Annotated in this window: 11 protein-coding genes; 8 read left to right on the top strand and 3 right to left on the bottom strand. The window is 37.6% G+C overall.

All coding sequences use genetic code 11. The features are described 5' to 3' along the window. Positions 1–2: 2 nt before the first annotated feature. The 5 genes from I5M07_RS08555 (at position 3) to I5M07_RS08575 (ending at position 10,614) form a co-directional block, all read left to right on the top strand. A complete protein-coding gene (locus I5M07_RS08555; protein WP_200105833.1) occupies positions 3–1,793 on the top strand; it encodes a RagB/SusD family nutrient uptake outer membrane protein in 1,791 nt (596 codons plus the stop codon). A gap of 38 nt (positions 1,794–1,831) precedes the next feature. Next, on the top strand, positions 1,832–3,463 hold the full coding sequence (locus tag I5M07_RS08560) for a DUF5123 domain-containing protein (protein WP_200105834.1): 1,632 nt from the start codon (positions 1,832–1,834) through the stop codon (positions 3,461–3,463). A gap of 87 nt (positions 3,464–3,550) precedes the next feature. Then, complete coding sequence (locus I5M07_RS08565) at positions 3,551–5,017, top strand: right-handed parallel beta-helix repeat-containing protein (RefSeq protein ID WP_200105835.1); 1,467 nt, start codon at positions 3,551–3,553, stop codon at positions 5,015–5,017. An 85-nt stretch (positions 5,018–5,102) separates the two neighbouring features. Continuing rightward, on the top strand, positions 5,103–9,617 hold the full coding sequence (locus tag I5M07_RS08570) for a pectinesterase family protein (protein ID WP_200105836.1): 4,515 nt from the start codon (positions 5,103–5,105) through the stop codon (positions 9,615–9,617). Positions 9,618–9,861: 244 nt separating this feature from the next. Further along, positions 9,862–10,614, top strand: coding sequence for a T9SS type A sorting domain-containing protein (locus I5M07_RS08575; protein ID WP_200105837.1), 753 nt, complete (start codon positions 9,862–9,864; stop codon positions 10,612–10,614). Positions 10,615–10,764: 150 nt separating this feature from the next. On the opposite strand, the gene fbp is transcribed toward I5M07_RS08575, so the two are convergent. Beyond that, a complete protein-coding gene (gene fbp / locus I5M07_RS08580) occupies positions 10,765–11,778 on the bottom strand; it encodes a class 1 fructose-bisphosphatase (RefSeq protein ID WP_200105838.1) in 1,014 nt (337 codons plus the stop codon). Positions 11,779–12,080: 302 nt separating this feature from the next. Between fbp and I5M07_RS08585 the strand changes: the two genes are divergently transcribed. Further along, positions 12,081–12,320, top strand: coding sequence for a DUF7218 family protein (locus tag I5M07_RS08585; RefSeq protein WP_200105839.1), 240 nt, complete (start codon positions 12,081–12,083; stop codon positions 12,318–12,320). Between the two features lie 71 nt (positions 12,321–12,391). Here I5M07_RS08585 and I5M07_RS08590 read toward each other — a convergent pair whose 3' ends face one another. Both I5M07_RS08590 and I5M07_RS08595 read right to left on the bottom strand, forming a co-directional pair. Next, positions 12,392–14,779 carry a glycosyltransferase gene (locus I5M07_RS08590; RefSeq protein WP_200105840.1) on the bottom strand — a complete coding sequence of 796 codons (2,388 nt, stop codon included), beginning with the start codon at positions 14,777–14,779 and terminating at the stop codon, positions 12,392–12,394. Further along, on the bottom strand, positions 14,760–15,824 hold the full coding sequence (locus I5M07_RS08595) for a glycoside hydrolase family 130 protein (RefSeq protein WP_200105841.1): 1,065 nt from the start codon (positions 15,822–15,824) through the stop codon (positions 14,760–14,762). The genes I5M07_RS08590 and I5M07_RS08595 overlap by 20 nt, the downstream gene beginning before the upstream one ends. Positions 15,825–16,260: 436 nt before the next feature. Here I5M07_RS08595 and I5M07_RS08600 point away from each other — a divergent pair, with 436 nt between their 5' ends. Both I5M07_RS08600 and I5M07_RS08605 read left to right on the top strand, forming a co-directional pair. Beyond that, a complete protein-coding gene (locus I5M07_RS08600; protein WP_200105842.1) occupies positions 16,261–16,677 on the top strand; it encodes a PH domain-containing protein in 417 nt (138 codons plus the stop codon). Positions 16,678–16,924: 247 nt separating this feature from the next. After that, positions 16,925–17,545 (top strand): carboxypeptidase-like regulatory domain-containing protein, encoded by a 621-nt coding sequence (locus tag I5M07_RS08605; RefSeq protein WP_200105843.1) that lies wholly within the window; start codon positions 16,925–16,927, stop codon positions 17,543–17,545. The last annotated feature ends 138 nt before the right edge of the window (positions 17,546–17,683 follow it).

Raw genomic sequence — 17,683 nt, forward strand, 5'->3', positions numbered from 1 at the left:
GAATGAAAAATAAAATAATAGTAGCAGGATTAATCATTTCAAGTCTCTTTACTTCTTGTCAGGAGTTCGGCGAAGATTACTTAGAAGCACCTGCACAATCAACTACAGAAGAATCAGTATTGTTTTCTGTTCCAGAATTAGCAGCAGGGGCAGTAGATGGAATTAAAGTTCCATTTGCAGAAACCAACTCATATAGAGGTCGTTTTTTACCATATTACGGTTTAAATACCGATATTGAGTGGTATGCAACGTCACAAACAGCGGGAGATAAAGCCGATTTGTGTGTGTACGACGCCAAACCAAACAATACAGAAATGAATACAACCAATAATGCTTGGGCTATGATGTACCAAGGTATTGAGCGTGCGAATTTATGTATTCAAGGATTGCGTTTGTATGGCGATCCACAACCAGGGAATACCATGGGACAATTGCTTGGGGAAGCACTTACGTTAAGAGCAATTTATTATGCTGATTTGTTGAAAGCATGGGGTGATGTTCCAGCTCGTTTTGAACCAACTACAAACGCTACTTTATATCTGCCAAAATCAAGTCGTGATATCATTTACAAGCAATTAATTGCAGATTTAGGTGAAGCGTCTAATTTAGTAGCTTGGCCAAATGAAACTACGTATACCAGCACAGTAGAGCACGTAAATAAAGTTTTTGTGAAAGCGTTTAGAGCGCGTTTGGCAATGGTGGCTTCAGGTTACCAACAATATCCTGATGGTGTTCGCAGAAGCACGGATCCAGAATTGTCGGTTGCCAATATGTACAGTTTAGCACTTAGCGAAGCGCGTCAAGTAATTCAAAGTGGTCAAGCGCATTTAGAGCCTACTTTTGAAGGATTATGGAAAAAATACAATCAAGAAAATACGAGCGCAGGTGGCGAGTCTTTATGGGAACTTCCTTTTGCTGACGGACGTGGACGTATGTTGTTTACTTTCGCTGTAAGACATACTGCAAATGACCAATTTCACGCCAACGGAGCTAACCGCGGTGGTGTAGCTGGACCTCTACCATTTGTATTCTATGATTACGATCAAGCAGATACTCGTAGAGCGGTGACTTGTGTGCCTTACAAGTGGGGAGCTCCTGTAAATGGTATGGCTAAACAAGAATTAGGATCTTTGGATACTTGGTATTTTGGTAAATACCGTTATGAGTGGATGACACGTTTTGTAACTTCAACTAATGATGATGGTGTTAATAAAATGTACATGCGTTATGCAGAGGTGTTGTTTATTGCTGCGGAAGCTGCTAATGAATTAGAAGGACCAGCTGCAGCTGCACCTTACTTAAAACAAATCAGACAAAGAGCTTTTGCAGCGGCAGACCAAGCTACTAAAGTGGACGCTTATGTAGATGCGTTAACTTCTAAAGATGCTATGTTTAATGCTATTGTGGAAGAGCATAAGTTTGAATTTACAGGTGAAATGGAACGTAAACAAGCTTTAATTCGTTGGAATTTATTAAAAGTAAAATTAGACGAAGCAAAAACCAAAATGGCTGATTTAAAAGCACGTACCGGTACTTATGCTGATGTGCCTAAAACGTTATACTACAAATACAATACAGACGATGTTTCTTTAATCGTTTTTGGTTTAAATCGTGGAGAGGTTACTAACCCAGGAGCTGATTATACGTCAGTAACTTGGGATAAATTAGAAGATACCAAAATTAATTCCCTGTATAAAGCAGGTGTTGATCCTAACAACAGACAATTTTGGCCAATTTGGCAAAATTTCCTTGATTCAAGTAACAATAGCTTAACTAACGATTACGGTTATTAATCTTTTAAAAATAAAGTAAAATCATAAGCATATAAATTATGAACGGAAAACATATATTGAAATACCTAACCGCAATCCTACTAGTAGTAGGATTGGCAGTTAGCTGTGAAAGTTATAACGAGCCATTATTGGATGGATTGGGTAACAGCAGACAGTTTTCGCCTACGGATGTAACGGCTAAGATTAGAAATCAAACCAATGTCGAATTGAATTGGATGACCCGCGAGAGTGATGATCACTATGTGGTAGAATTCAGTGCCGATGACACTACGTTTGGAACCATTTTTAAAACCGTAGAAGTGACGGCTGCCCAATTGCCAGTTACAGTAGCTTTAGAAGGAGAAACGTTATATTCTATTCGTGTTAAAGCGGTAAGCGCTTCTGGTTTAGAAGATTCAAAATGGACAGTGGTTACAGCAACTACGCTTTCAGAACAATTATTCTTGCCTATTCAAGATACCGATATTGCGTCAAAACAAGCTACTTTACGTTGGACTGCAGGAAGTAATGTAACTAAAATTGTAGCTAATCCAGGTGAAATTACGCATATCATTACGGCTGAAGAAAAAGCGGCAGGTGTAGCTGTGGTTACAGGATTAAGCCCAGAAACCAACTACCAAGCCGATTTATTTAACGGTACTAAAAGACGTGGAGCTACTACCTTTACAACAGGTGTTGATATCGGTGATGGAATCTTAGTTAAAAATGATCAAGACTTGATTGATGTTGTTAAAAATGCTACTTCAGGAGCTAAACTATTCTTAGAACCTGGAGAGTATAAAACGTTAAATGCAGATAATACGTATAGTACAGAAATAAAATTTGATAAGTCTATCACAATTAGTGGTATTCCGGGCAAAGAAAAACCTTTGTTACGTTATAAGTTTACTGCTGAAGCAGGAGTGAGTAATGTTTCTTTGTTAAATCTTGAGTTAGATGGTAGAATTTATGGAAAAGAAAATAAACTTGAAAATATAAACAATGCTGCATTACTAACGCTTACTGGAGCTGGAAGCAATTATTCAGATATACTTATTAGCGGTTGTAAAGTTCATGATTATTCGAGAGCTTTAGTGTCGGCAAGTAATGCTACCCTCTCTAAAATTGCATCCATAACTGTTGAAAATTGCGAAGTAACAAATGTAAATACAAATGCAGGTGCAGATTTTATTGATGTAAGAACTGCTTATGTGGCTAGCATCGTACTAAAAAATTCAACATTTAATGCTTGTTCAGAGGATAGAGATTTTATCCGTGTAGATGCTGCTAAAGATTTAACAGCAACAGGACTTACTACAAATGTGTTAGTTGAAAGTTGTACGTTAAATAATGTTTCAAATTCGCCAAAATTGACAGATCCTGTCGCTACGGCACCTAAACGAATTTTGTACGTTCGTTTTGATAAAAATGCATCCGTATTAAAAAATACATTAATAACTAATACCAATGCAATTCATTCTAATCAAACAACTACTAACATGCCAGTATTTGCTGTTAATAATTATTTTAACGCAACTAATTTTCAGAATACAGCAATTGGTAGTAACAAAGTTGATGGAACAGGTACAACTTTAAATCCTGGTTTTGCTAATGCTGCCAATGGTGATTTTACAATCAGTAATCAAGATTTAAAAGACAATAAAGTGGGTGATCCACGTTGGATTAAATAAGTTCTTTTTAAATTTTTATAAAAAAGGTGTGTTCTCTAACGGGAACATGCCTTTTTTTTACCCTTCATAATTTTAAAAATAGGAAAAATGAAATCTAAATACGGTCTACTAAGCGTCTTTTTTTTGGCTTTAATCTCCTGTTCCAGTGATACACCCACTGAGGAAGTGCCGACTACCATTACGGTGGAAAGTCTCACAGTGCAAGGCAGTGACATCACCACTGGAACAACCACACAACTGGCTGTGGTAGTAAAACCTGATAATGCAAATGATAAGTCTATAGTTTGGAAATCCTCAGATACATCCGTTGCGAATGTCTCAAACGAAGGATTAGTAACCGCAACTAAAAATGGTTCCGTTACCCTTACAGCTACTGCCAAAGACCAAGGTACGGTACAAGCTTCTAAAACCATAATTATTTCAAGTTTTACACCGGAAGCCCCAAAAGCCGACTTTACAGTCAATTCGACGGCTGAATTACTAGTGGCTTTAAATACGGTAAAAGCGGGGCAAATTATCGAAGTTAACGAAGGAACATACCCGATAACAACCCGAATCAACATTACTACTTCTGGCTTAAGTGATAAAAAAATCACCATCAGAGGTATAGAGGGAAAGGGACGCCCAAAATTGGATTTTTCAGCCATGAGCGAAGGTTCTTCCAATCAAGGCATCGTGTTAAAAGCGGATTATTGGTATTTTAAAGGAATCGATATTTTTCATGCTGGCGATAACGGCATGCAAATTACCGGCAGTAACAATACCATCGAATTCATGACTTTTTCAGAATGTGCCGATTCAGGACTTCAACTAGACAATGGGGCTGCTAATAATTTAATTCTGAATTGCGATTCGTTTTTTAATGCCGATTCTTCTTTAGAAAATGCCGATGGTTTTGCGTGTAAATTAACCGCGGGTTCTGGAAATAAATTCGTAGGCTGTCGCGCTTGGCAAAATCTGGACGACGGTTGGGACGGTTACCTTCGAGGAACGGATAACATTACCACCACTTACGAAAATTGCTGGGCCGTAAAAAATGGGTATTTGAAAACGGGTTCTAAGGGAGAAGGTGATGGCAACGGATTCAAAACAGGAGGTAGCGATGATAAATTATTAAAACACAATGCCAAATACACCAATTGCATTGCAGCTGGAAATGTTGCCGACGGATTCGATCATAACAGCAACCGTGGCGACGTGACCCTCTACAATTGTTCGGCTTATGATAATGGTAGAAATTATTCATTCAGTGCAACAAATCCGTTAAACAAACTCATCATTAAAAACTGCAATACGTTAGGAGCCTACGGAACAACTTTGGCAACTACAGTCGAAACCACCCATAACAGTTGGTTAATCGGAACCACAGTAACGGCATCCGACTTTAAAAGCGTAGACTATACGGAATTACTAGCAGCCAGAAAAGCCGACGGTAGTTTGCCAGATGTAAATTTCTTTAAACTTAACGCAAACAGCAATATGATCGACAAAGGAACCGATGTAGGCTTGCCTTTTAAAGGCGCGGCTCCCGATCTAGGTGCTTTTGAGTTCTAACCAAACAAACACTGCTTAGCTGACCACTAAGCGGTGTATAAAAATCGAGACTATTAACTATTTATAAACCAAATTCATTACAATTATGAAAAAAAATTATTTGTTTTTTCTGTTGTTGATTCTAAATGCAATCCTAGTGAGGGGGCAAATTACGAATACAACAACCTATGATTTTACAGATGGTACTATTATTGCTGCCAAGCAGAGTGCTGATGGTAAACTGACTTTAGGAGGTGCCTATATTTGGCACAACAGTGACCCAAAAGGTTACGGATTAAATTTAAAAGAAAATCAAGAAATCAATATTGCTGTTCCAGGAAGCTGTACAATACGCTTTGTAGGATCACAATATTCGGGTTTAAAATTAACCGGAACAGCGGGTGCAGTTAACTTAGGTACGCAAGTGACTAAAGTGGTTAATGATAAAGTAGATGCCTATGATTTTGTATATTCAGGGGTAGCTGCGGTTTTAAATTTTAAAGCGGTAGCAGGTACGGGTGGTGATATTTACCTGCCAAAACTGGAAGTGATTCCGGCGCAATTGGGTAAAGATTTTACAACCGCGGGCAAAAATATAACATACACTTATGATTTAAGAGATTCAAGCATTATTCCAAGTACATACCCAGGTAATAACTATGAATTGGGATTATTTAAAATTGAGGCGGGTTGTTGTAATGCATACAGTTTAAATGGAACACAACACGGGATTGTTTTTAAAACAGGCAATAAAATAACGCTTAAAGTAGCTGGAAATAGTTACATTAGATTAGCAACAGATCAATATTCGGGGGGAACCATTACAGCATCCAGCACAACAGGAGCTTTTGATGTTACTTCAAAAAGCAATACAGGTACAACGTTTAGTACAGCTGCTCCTAAATATGTTGATTTTCTGTATGTAGGTACTGCTGGTACGGTTACGCTTGAAAGTTTTGGAGGAACAAACTATCTACCCTATATAGAAGTTTCTCCTGTTCCTTATGATGTTTCGTTGGCATCCTACAAACAGAAAACGGGTACTATTACAATAAACGGAACTACAATTACACTCCAATCAGGAGCTGATGCAGCTTCTAATGCTACGGTTACCCTTAGTTCAGGGACTTTAATTAGCGCTACTAGTACGAAGGCTTCTATACGAATTAACTTGGGTGGTGCAGCATTAAGCTCCCTAACACCTACAGTAAGTGGCGACATAGCATCGGCAAGTATCGTAAACGATGTATTAACAGTAACCTATACGGAAAACGCTACAGACCCGAAATCGTATGAAATTACCATAAAAGATAATAGTGTGGTGGCCAATCCCGAATTCGGAAAATCGTATGCCTATAATTTTGCGGATGCCTCAGAGATGCCTCAAACTTCTTATACGACTTTACGTTACAATACCTATGTAACCAAAGATGGGTTGGTTGCGATCAATAGCAATACAACCAACGATGCTATAAAATTTGGCTTTCATGATGCAACTCATGGAGGTGTTTTTTATTCGGGTAATTCCTTTGATATTGCGGTAGCTGGTAATGCAACCATCACCTTTGTGGCTTGTACTTATGGCTCTTCCGATGCTGTTTTGGAATTTAGAGATGCAAATAATAAGCTTTTAGAAACCATTAAGGCGCAAAATAAAGGCTTGGCCGATGCACAACCGTTTAGTTTTTCGTATACGGGACCTAAAGGAATTATTACAGCCAAATTGGTAAGTACTGCAAGTCCTGCAGGAGAAATTTACCTCCACAGCATGAACGTAGAAAATGCGGCCGAAATAATTGCTTCTAACGGGAAAATTGATGTTTGGGATTTTGGGGCTAAGCAACTGTCTGCCGACTTGTATAATAATAAATTGACAGAAACTGCTATTAACGATTGGTATCCTAAATCAGTAACGACAGGTAGTACTACGAATACGTTGCCTTCTTTTTCTGCTGGTGTTTTAAGCTGGGTAGGAGGTACAAATGACCGTTTGCGCACAGCCAATACTAATTTAACACGTTTTGATGATACTTTTTCAGGTACTGCTGATTACCAAGGAAGGGTGTATGTAAACGCTTCCGCTGCGGTAGGTCGCTATATGAGTTTGACATTAAGTGCCGATGATGAAGTAACCATAATTGCAAAAACCGACGACAAGGGGTTAATTAACTTTGAATATGTGGGTAACCCTGCGGAACAAACTGATAAGCTTGCCTTGTCTTCCACCATAACGGAACTTAAATTTGTAGCAAAAAAAGCAGGTACGTATCACATTTTTGATACACAAAATAAGCCAAGTTATTACAGGATTTACAGAAAAGATGCCTCTTACGCAAACCTTACCGGTGTAATTGATTTGACGCAAGCGAACGGAATTCCAGCGAACTACAATGTGCTTTTTACCAACGAAGCTGGAAAAGTATTTAATGCTACGGTGGCATCAGGTAATTATTCAGTAAAACTTCCAATTGGATATACGTATAAATTAAGCCTGGCTAATGCCAATGGATATGTGATTGATAACGAAACTACTTTACAGGTAACGCCAACTACAACCAATTACAACCTCATCATTAAAAAAGTGGCGTTATTTACAGTAACCGGTAATGTAGTAGGCTATGAATTGGATCCTTCTAAAGTGGTCTTGACCTATACACCCGATGTAATGGCAAATAAAATCTATGTACCGATGCCGGTAGTAAATCCCACAACGGGAGCATATACGGTCGATCTAGAACCCAATACACTTTATACGATTTCAGCACAAAACGTAAACGATTTCGAGATAGTACCCAATACCATAACTATTACAGATAATACGACGAGAGATGTGTTTTTTAGACTTAAACAAAAGTATCCAATCGCTATCAATACCACAGGCTTGAATGAGACACAATTGGAAAGTTTAAAACTAAAATTTACCAATTTAAACGAATCGGGTTATGCATATGAGTTCAATACATTATCAGAAGTAGCATTGCGTAACGGTACATACAGTATAACGGCTACAGGCTTAAACAGTAGTGAGGTTGTAATGACGTTAACCTCTAACCTTAAAGTTGCCGATGCAGCGACAATAAAAACGCTTGATTTTGTACCGCCGCCAGCAACAGCTGCTATAGGTTATATGCCAGTGATTACAGTAGGAAAAGACAAATCTTACAAAACGATTACCGAAGCATTGTCGGATGTTAAAAGAATGACCCGCACCGCTACCGAGCGTGTGACCATCATGATCGATCCTGGGAATTACGAAGAAATGTTGGTAATCAACCAGCCAAATGTGACCTTGAAAAACGCGGCAGCTACGCCAAGTATTGCCTTGGCAAATAAAGGGGTCGACATTGATCCAAATGCGGTGCGTATTACATCCTACTACGGACATGGATACAACTATTACAGTATGTCAAACGATCAAAAATGGCATGCTGATGTGCTAAAAGTAAACAAAGAAAATGGTTCTTTGAGCTATGAGAACAAAGGTTCAGGAACTACAAACGGATCTTACTGGAATGCAACCGTAGTGGTTAGCGCTAGCGGATTCCAAGCAGATGATATCATTTTTGAAAATTCCTTCAACCAATACATTTCCAAAAAAGAATCAGAAGATGTAGTGGTAATGTGGGCAACAGGAGGTAAAGGTATACGTCCTACCAATGCAGGAAATACCGCTGTACAAAACAAATCGTTTGTAGAAAGAGCAGCCGCCTTGTCGATTTTAGACAATACCGATAAAGTAATTTTAAACAAATGCCGCGTAATTGGTCGCCAAGATTCTTTCTATGGAGGGAAAAAAGCCAGAGTAGCCATTTACAAAGGGGTGATGATGGGAGGTACTGATTATATTTTTGGAGGTATGAATGCGGTTTTTTATAAATCAGATTTAGCTATGAACACCAGCGAAGATAACAACGATGTGTCCTACATCACGGCAGCACAGCAAGATGCAGGAAGAGGATATTTAATGTACGAATGTAAGGTGACTTCGGCACTTCCAGGTACCGAAACTGCTTCGGCTTATCGCTCTAAACCGGGTTATTTTGGAAGACCTTGGGCGGCTACAACCAGTGAGGTAGTGTTTTTTAACACAACAATTGAAACTTCTGACAATCCAAGTTTTAACGGACAATCATTGATTGTGCCAGTAGGATGGAATAATGGTTTAGGTGGAGAATCTAAGAAAATGTACGAATACGGTACAAAAGAACTTTCAGGTGTAAACAACCAAGCCACCAGAGCAAGTTGGGCTACAACCTTGAGTACTATAACGAATAAAACAACAGCAAATCCTACCTTGGCCGATGGTACCGAAATTACCACACTCAATTTTACACAAGGTAATGACGGTTGGGATCCTTTCGATAGTTTAATAGCGGCCGATGTACTAGGAACCAAATCCTACCAACCCACAACCCAGGTGCAAGTGTATGCGTTAAAAAACCGCATTGTGGTTTCGAATGTGAAAGAGGCGACTACAGTAACGCTGTACAACTTATCTGGAGCCTTGGTGAAAACCATCACCACTTTTTCGGATACCGAATTTGAATTCAAAAAAGGAATTTGGATTGCCGTAATCAACGCACCCGACGGTCAAAAATCGGTTAAATTGATAACACACTAAGTATCCTTTTTATAAAAATGCAAAGCTGCATGGAGAAATTCCTGCAGCTTTTTTTATATGTGTACTGTGCTAAACTCCTTATTTTGTTAAGAGCATGCGGTATTGGGATAATTAAAAGACTAAAAATTATAATATCATAAAAAAAATGAAAAATTAGTACGAAATGATTTGTTACTTTAAAACACAAAGATTACTTTTATGTAATCGATTACGTATTATATTTAACTAAATTAAAACCTATTTTATGAAAAGAAAATTACTTTATTTATTTACTGCAGTGTTGTTTACAATGGTTGCAAATGCACAAAGAGTTTGGGATATTAGCAATAACGATACTTCTTGGCCAGTGAGTGCTTCTGCCTATGCTTCTGGAGCTATTGATGGTTTATCTTTTGTTACTGGATCCGGATTTGGGATAACATCAAATAAACCACTAACTTGGACAGACGGCTATGTTTCAACAAAAGAATTTAAGTCGGGAGGATCTAGTGCAGGATTCGCAACTAATTTACCTACTACTCGCTATTTTTCTTTTCCAGTAACTGGAGCAACCACTATTAAAGTGTGGTTTAGAGTAAACGGCGCTAACGGTCGTAGATGTTTAATAAGCGATGGAACAACTCTGTTAGCTGAAGCTACAACAGAAAATGTAGAGGATGCAATGCTTTTGAGTTACAATTACACAGGTGGAGCAGGAACAATTTACATATTTTCAAGTGCTGCAATCAATTATTTTAAAATTGAATCAACAGATGCTGCATTAGCAACAGCAAATTTCAACAAAGCAGAAGTTGCCTCAGTATACACAAACGGAAGTCAAGTATACGTAACCAATTTACTATCAGAAACGGCGGTAAAAGTATACAGCTTATCAGGTGCTTTGGTAAAATCAGCTAAAACAGCTTCAGATGTAAGTTTCGCTTTAAAACCAGGTGTGTACATCGTAAAAGCAGAAGCAGCGGAAGGAAGCAAATCGGTAAAAGTAGTGGTGAACTAAAAGCCCGAACGATATAAAATAAATCTAAAAATCCAAGACTATCTAGTTTTGGATTTTTTTTATTTTAGTCTTTTTCCTCAAATAGTAAAAACAAAAAAACGAGTGCTACTAAAAGTAACACTCGTTTTTACTACTAAAATGTAAAAAATCTTATTTCTCTTTGGCGTTTCGCATAAATTCTTCCGCTTTGTCCACCATGTTTTTACTTCCACAGAAAAACGGAACGCGTTGGTGCAATTCGGTAGGGACAATTTCCAACAATCGGTTTTCACCATCCGAGCATTTTCCACCGGCTTGTTCGGCCAAAAAGGCCATTGGGTTGCCTTCATACAACAAGCGCAATTTTCCTTTAGGGGCTTTGCTACTAGTTGGGTACAAATAAATGCCACCTTTAATCATGTTGCGGTGAAAATCAGAAACCAAACTACCAATATAACGAGAGGTGTACGGACGGTCTTCTTCTTCCGATTGACAATATTTAATATAATCTTTCACGCCTTGCGGAAAATGGATGTAATTTCCTTCGTTTACCGAATAAATTTTTCCGTTTTCAGGAAATTGCATATTGGGGTGCGATAAATAAAAAGTACCTAAAGCAGGGTTCATCGTAAAGCCGTTCACACCATGTCCCGTTGTATAAACCAACATCGTCGACGTGCCATAAATTACATAGCCCGCAGCTACTTGGTTGATGCCCGGTTGCAAGAAATCTTCCAACGTTACCGGAGTACCAATAGGCGTAATGCGTCGGTATACCGAAAAAATGGTACCCAAAGACACATTCACATCAATATTAGAGGAACCATCTAAAGGATCCATCAATAAAACATATTTGTTGTTGTGGCTGTTGTCATTTCCTTGTACGGTAATAAAATCGTCGTTTTCTTCTGAGGCAATTCCACAAACAATTTCGCGATTAATTAACGTCTGAATAAAAACGTCATTGGCATAAACATCCAATTTTTGTTGGTCTTCTCCTTGAATATTTTGAGCACCTACACCGCCAATGATATCGACCAATCCGGCTTTGTTGACTTTGTAGTTGACTACCTTCGCAGCCAAACGAATCGAGTTGATGATGCGGGATAACTCACCCGAGGAATATTGAAAAGCTTGCTGGTTATCGATGATAAACTCACCTAAAGTTTTGTTGTGTTTGTTCATGTTGAAAACAATTGTGTTTGGTTCTACAAATATCGGATATTTTGGTTAAAGTTGGTTGTTCGATGAACGGTTTTCTTTAACATTTTATCGTTAAAAATTGAATTTTACAGCATTTTTAGCAGAATTTACAGAAAGCAACCACTGATAATTGTGTTTTTTACACATTTTTTTGAAAAACCGACTTAATAGTAAAATTCACAAAGCTATTGCGTTAAAAATAAAGTATTTAGCGGCAGGATAGGTGTGAGAAAAGCAAGAACTTTAGGTTGTAAATACGAAGTTGAACTTAAAAAACAAAAGTGATGATAGACGCAAGAATTAAAAACGAAGCGCAATACGAAGCCCTACGCGAAAAAGGCTATAGCAAACAAAAGGCAGCTCGAATTGCCAATACACCCGATGCAGGTAAAAAAGGAGGAAAAGCAAAACCATACGAACAATGGACAAAAAAAGAATTGTACCACCAAGCCGCTAGAGTGGGTATTTCGGGTCGATCAAAAATGAAGAAAGCGGAATTGATTGAAGCCTTACGACACAATTAAAAAAAGTAAAAAAAAATGCGGTTTTAGAGAGCTTCTAATACCGCATTTTTTTTTTTGGATAGCGTACTTGTTTACGATTTCAATTTTCCTTTTTTGGCAGGCAACAAAAGGGTTTTATTATGATACACCATCGGACTCATAGTGGTTTCTACTACTTTAGTAATGGATTTAGTATGTTCTTTCACTAAAACAAAAGCGGTTCCGGTGGGTTTTAAATAAGACGCACTAATCATATTTTTGCCTTTTGAAGTATAGGTTTCAATCAATAAACGTGCAGAAAGATAACACACAGTCGATTCGGCACCCTGATTCAAATTAATATTTTCCTTTTCCAAACCATCATAACAACCGCCCGTAATCGGATTATATAAAATTTGTTTTAAATGGTTTTTACCCAAATACCAATCAAAAGCCAATTTTAAATAACGTTTGTATAAAGGATCATGGAAAGTTTTGTAAAACAAATCCAAGGTATTCATCATATAATAGGCTTCAATTGGTTGTTCGCCATATTCATACGGAATGGCATTTTTTTCGTGCCATCCCTGATTGCTAATAATTTTCAATTGGTTATCCGTGTACATTTTATCAATTAAAAAATGCAAGGATTCCAACGCGATTTTTTTGTATCGACTCTCATCAGTAACCAAATGAGCTAGCAATAAAGCTTCGGGCAATACACTGTTGGCATAAGTCAATTTATTTTCGTACCATTTCCAATTGGCCACAGCGGTATGTTCGTACAACGCCGCTATTTTATCGGCACGATCTTGAATGAGAGCCAATAATTTTGGGGTGGGAGTCACTTGATACAAAGCATATAAGCCTTTTATAGCAAATCCCATGGCGCGAGGCGATTGCAATTGGGCCACATACGACAAGGCTTTATTCAGGCAAGCCGTGGCGCGATAGACCATAGAAGAAGGAAGAGTTTTAACGGTGTTCAAACGCATCAAAGTCCCTAGTGCCCATACGGCGCGTCCGTTGGCATCTTCCAAATTTTCGTGCTCGTTTCGTGCTTCAATTTGGTTGTGTTGGTCAATATAATTTGTGAAATTTCCTTCTGGTAATTGGCATCGAATAATGAAATTCAAATACGTTTTCAAATAGTGCAAATCCGCTTCGTCGTCGTGTAATTGATAATGCTTCACCATAGCCATTAAAGCACGAGCATTGTCGTCAATAGTATAGCCGGATTCTAAATCGGGTTCCGAAATCTGACAAAACTGTATCATCCCCAAATCAGTAGTCATACGTTTTAAGTGATTGATATTGATTGTAGGGTAGGTGATTTTAGTTGAAGCCAATCCTTTGGCAATTTTTTGATAAACAGATAAATGTTTAAGCGCCGTATTCTCCCATGAGGTTTTAGTTGTGGCGGCATAAGCATTAATGGCCATATTGCGACGCAAATTAGCATCCGACAACAAACGAAGTGTAGCCTCGGCAAATTGATCGGCGTTTTGAATATCTGCCAAAATTCCAATATCCGAAGTTAAACATTCTAACGTATGCGGAATCCTACTAGCCACGATAGGGCAAGAGCAACTCATGGCATACGAAAAAGTACCACTAACCGCTTGATTGGGGTCTTTAGAAGTAAACAAATAAATATCGGTTGCTTTCAAATAATCCAATAGTTGATTGGTTTCGAGGTACTCATTAACAAAACGTACATTCGATTCCAGTTTTAAATCGCGAACCAGTTTTTCTAGTTTTAAGCGGTAATGATCCACACCGTCGGTAATCGTATTGGGGTGGGTTTTGCCCAAAATCAAATACAACACATTCGGGAATTGCGGTACCACTTGCGCTAAGGCCTGCAATCCTGTTTCGATGCTTTTTCCTTCGCCCAACAAACCAAAAGTAGCCAGCGTCAAACGGTCTTCCAATTGCAATTTGGCTTTGGCTTTGGCCGTGGTTTCATAATCTACTAAATGTGTTCCATGCGGAATAACCGTGATTTTTTCGGCCTTAATGGCGTAATCCTGAATTAAAATGGCTTTCGATTTTTCGGTCATGACAACCAAAGCTTCGGAATAACTGCACAACAATTGCGTAATCGCTTTCAATTGCGGATTCGGATTCGGCAATACCGTATGAAATGTAAAGGCAATGGGTTTTTGCAAAGTGGTGATAAAATCGAGTAAATAAGCGCCATATTCGCCGCCAAACAAACCAAATTCATGCTGAATATGAACCAATTCCACTTCTGGATCTTGATTAATCGCTTCGGCCACGCGGCTATAAGCGGCTTGGTCTTTAGATGGAATATGGTAATCGGCTAAGTCTGAAGCTTCTCCGTTAAAGGTAATTTCACAAATTTCACAACGAATGCTTTTGTCGTAAATTTGAGTAATGGCACGAAGTGTATCTTCGGTAAAAGTGGCAATACCGCACTGCGTAGGCGGAAAGGTAGACAGGTAAACTATTTTTGATTTAGGAGTTATCGTTTTCATTTTTAATTGCTTTTAATTGGTTGAGTAATTCATCGAATACAATCGAAGCCACGGCAATTTCATCATCAGCGGCTCCGTAATAAATATATAAGCGGTCATCAAATAGGGCAGTCCCCGTTGGGAAAACCACATAATTTACATAACCATGTTTTTCGTAATATTCACTTGGGGAAATAATAGGTTCTTCTAGTCGAGCCAAAACTTTCATCGGATTCTCCAAATCCAATAAGGCCGCACATGCATGGTACACCAAACCACGAGCTCTTTTTTCGGTAGCGTGGTAAATAACCAACCAACCATCGGGTGTTTCTATAGGAGGGCAACCAGCGCCAATGTGACTTGTTTCGTGTGGAAATTTAGGCGACAAAACCGTGTGGTCGTCCAGATGACGAATATAATCGGCCCAATAATCTCGGGTTAAATCTTCTAATTTGTCAACCATAACCAATTGGATGGCGGGTAACAAACGGTGGAAAAAAACAAGTTTTCCTTGAATGCGCCGCGGAAAAAATACTACATTTTTATCCCAAACATACACCTCGTCGTTGCTCACACAATTCAAATTAGGATGGTGTTGTTGATGGTGTTTCAAATACAACGCATTCGGATCGTCGTTTTGTATCTCACGTCGGTTTAACAAAAGATGGTATTCAATTGCGGTAAATTTGGGGGTAATAATACCTTTTTTTTCAAAATGAGGCAGTTCCTTACTCGTGGCCAAAGCCCCAAAAGCATTGATGCCATCGTAGGCGGCATAAGATAAATAATAGGTATCGTCTATTTTAGTAATACGAGGATCTTCCACCCCATGACTTTCATATATAAATTCAGGCGACACAAGCGGTTGCGGATCCCTGCGAACCAAACGCAACGGGCCATCAAACTGGCAATACCCAATACTGGAAAAATTACCAATATGAGCCGCACGATAAAACAAATGAACCGTGTTGCCCTCCTGATAAACCGCCGGATTAAGTACACCCAAATTTTCAAAATCCAAATTCGTGCGTTTCAAGATAACCCCATGTTTAATAAGTGTTTTCATAATCCAATTCTTTACTGCTAAAGGTACTCTCCGTTTTCACGAAAAGATAACGCAATCGGAATTTTGATTAACTCATTTGGATTTAGAAAAGATAAGGCGTTAGGTTAAAATTGATAATTGATAATTCATAGATTGACGGCTTATAGCTTAAAGCCTATTGCTTAAACCTAAAGCCTAAAACCAAAATCAGAAATCAAAACTGCTTTAGAAAACAACCTCCCACAATCGACCCATTATCCTCTTTTAACAAGTAATTGATTTTTTGAACCAAATTCAAAAACCCTTAAGAATTTTCTATTAAATTGCAGTTCAGTTTTCAGATTGATCTTCCAAATAATGGTTTTTTGTTCTGAAGAATAAGTAGTATCCGATAGTTGGCGGTAATACGACCGCTGACAACTAAAAAATGAAAAATATAAAATAAAAATTTAATAAAATGAAAGTATATAAATCAAAAATTGGAATGGAATTGGTAATACCTATTTCAGTATTATTTAGCTGGATAATTTATACATCTGTTATGGAAAAAAAATGGATGGCTTTACTTATTATTATATTAACATCAGCTTTTATTTGTTATACTTTCCTATCTACAAAATATACAATTGAAAAAGAAAACTTAAATATTAAATGTGGTTTTTTTGTAAGTAAAAATATTGAGATTAAAACAATCCGAAAAATTTCCGAAACGCATAATATATTGAGTTCGCCTGCCGGTTCAATTGATAGATTAGAAATAGTTTATAATAAATTTGACAGCATTCTTATTTCTCCAAAAGACAAAAAACGATTTCTTGAAGATTTAAAAATAATAAACCCAGAGCTGGAAATTAATTATAGAAAGAATAAATAAAAAAGAAAATATCTAATCTTTAAAAACTTGGTGAATAATAAGTACTACCGCCAACACACGTCTTGCGCCATTTGCGAATTTATTGGAATTACCGTTTTTTATCGTATTTTCATTTAGCCGAAAATACTCGTCTTCGTAAGTCGCAAACGGCGCAAGGCGCGAGAACGTTAGTGGGAAGCTAAAAGAACAGAATTTAATGAAATATATAATTAAAATACCTAAACCCTGTAATGAAAATTGGAACAAAATGACTCCAACAGAAAAGGGTATGTATTGTCTAAATTGTAAGAAAGAAGTTCTTGACTTTACAGGTTTTTCAAATCAAAAACTTGCCAAAAAAATAAATCAAAATAAAAATATTTGTGGACGATTTTTACCTTCACAAATCAACACAGAACTGAACTATAAAAAAACAAATCAATTTCAAAAAATTGGAATTTTATTTGGACTTTCTTCATTGTTTTTAACTTCACCTCTTTTTGCTCAACCAAAAACAGTAAACATTGAAATAGTCGAAAAAAAGCATACAGAAGAACTTACTAAGCAAAATAATTATATTGAAATATACGGTATAGTTACCGATGAAGCAGGACCACTCCCTGGAGCAAATGTAAGTCAAAGTAATTCAAACAATCACACTTCAACTGATATTAATGGAAATTTTATAATTAAAATCCCTATTCAAGATTTTGACAACAAAGTTTTTTTAAAATTTCAATTTATTGGTTTGAAAGAAATTGAACAACAAGTATTTAAAAAACAAGAAAAACTAAACATTAAACTCAATACTGATGATGCGCTTATAGGAGAAGTAGTCATCGTAAAAAAACAGAATATTTTTAGACGAATTGGAAACCTGTTTAAATAATGTAGCCTGCCACTAACAGCCGTTACAATCGATTTGCGGATTTAGTGGAATTATCGGTTTTTTATCCTATTTTCGTTTAGCAGAAAATACTCAGTTTCAAAACCCGCAAACCGCTTGTAGCGGCAAAACGTTGGGCGA

This window comes from Flavobacterium agrisoli (genome assembly GCF_016522065.1).
Taxonomy (GTDB): Bacteria; Bacteroidota; Bacteroidia; order Flavobacteriales; family Flavobacteriaceae; genus Flavobacterium; species Flavobacterium agrisoli.

Coding starts and splice junctions, on each gene's coding strand:
- I5M07_RS08590 (WP_200105840.1), bottom strand. CDS start 14,779: ATGAAAACGATAACTCCTAAATCAAAAATAGTTTACCTGTCTACCTTT.
- I5M07_RS08605 (WP_200105843.1), top strand. CDS start 16,925: ATGACTCCAACAGAAAAGGGTATGTATTGTCTAAATTGTAAGAAAGAA.
- I5M07_RS08595 (WP_200105841.1), bottom strand. CDS start 15,824: ATGAAAACACTTATTAAACATGGGGTTATCTTGAAACGCACGAATTTG.
- I5M07_RS08570 (WP_200105836.1), top strand. CDS start 5,103: ATGAAAAAAAATTATTTGTTTTTTCTGTTGTTGATTCTAAATGCAATC.
- fbp (WP_200105838.1), bottom strand. CDS start 11,778: ATGAACAAACACAACAAAACTTTAGGTGAGTTTATCATCGATAACCAG.
- I5M07_RS08565 (WP_200105835.1), top strand. CDS start 3,551: ATGAAATCTAAATACGGTCTACTAAGCGTCTTTTTTTTGGCTTTAATC.
- I5M07_RS08555 (WP_200105833.1), top strand. CDS start 3: ATGAAAAATAAAATAATAGTAGCAGGATTAATCATTTCAAGTCTCTTT.
- I5M07_RS08560 (WP_200105834.1), top strand. CDS start 1,832: ATGAACGGAAAACATATATTGAAATACCTAACCGCAATCCTACTAGTA.
- I5M07_RS08600 (WP_200105842.1), top strand. CDS start 16,261: ATGAAAGTATATAAATCAAAAATTGGAATGGAATTGGTAATACCTATT.
- I5M07_RS08575 (WP_200105837.1), top strand. CDS start 9,862: ATGAAAAGAAAATTACTTTATTTATTTACTGCAGTGTTGTTTACAATG.
- I5M07_RS08585 (WP_200105839.1), top strand. CDS start 12,081: ATGATAGACGCAAGAATTAAAAACGAAGCGCAATACGAAGCCCTACGC.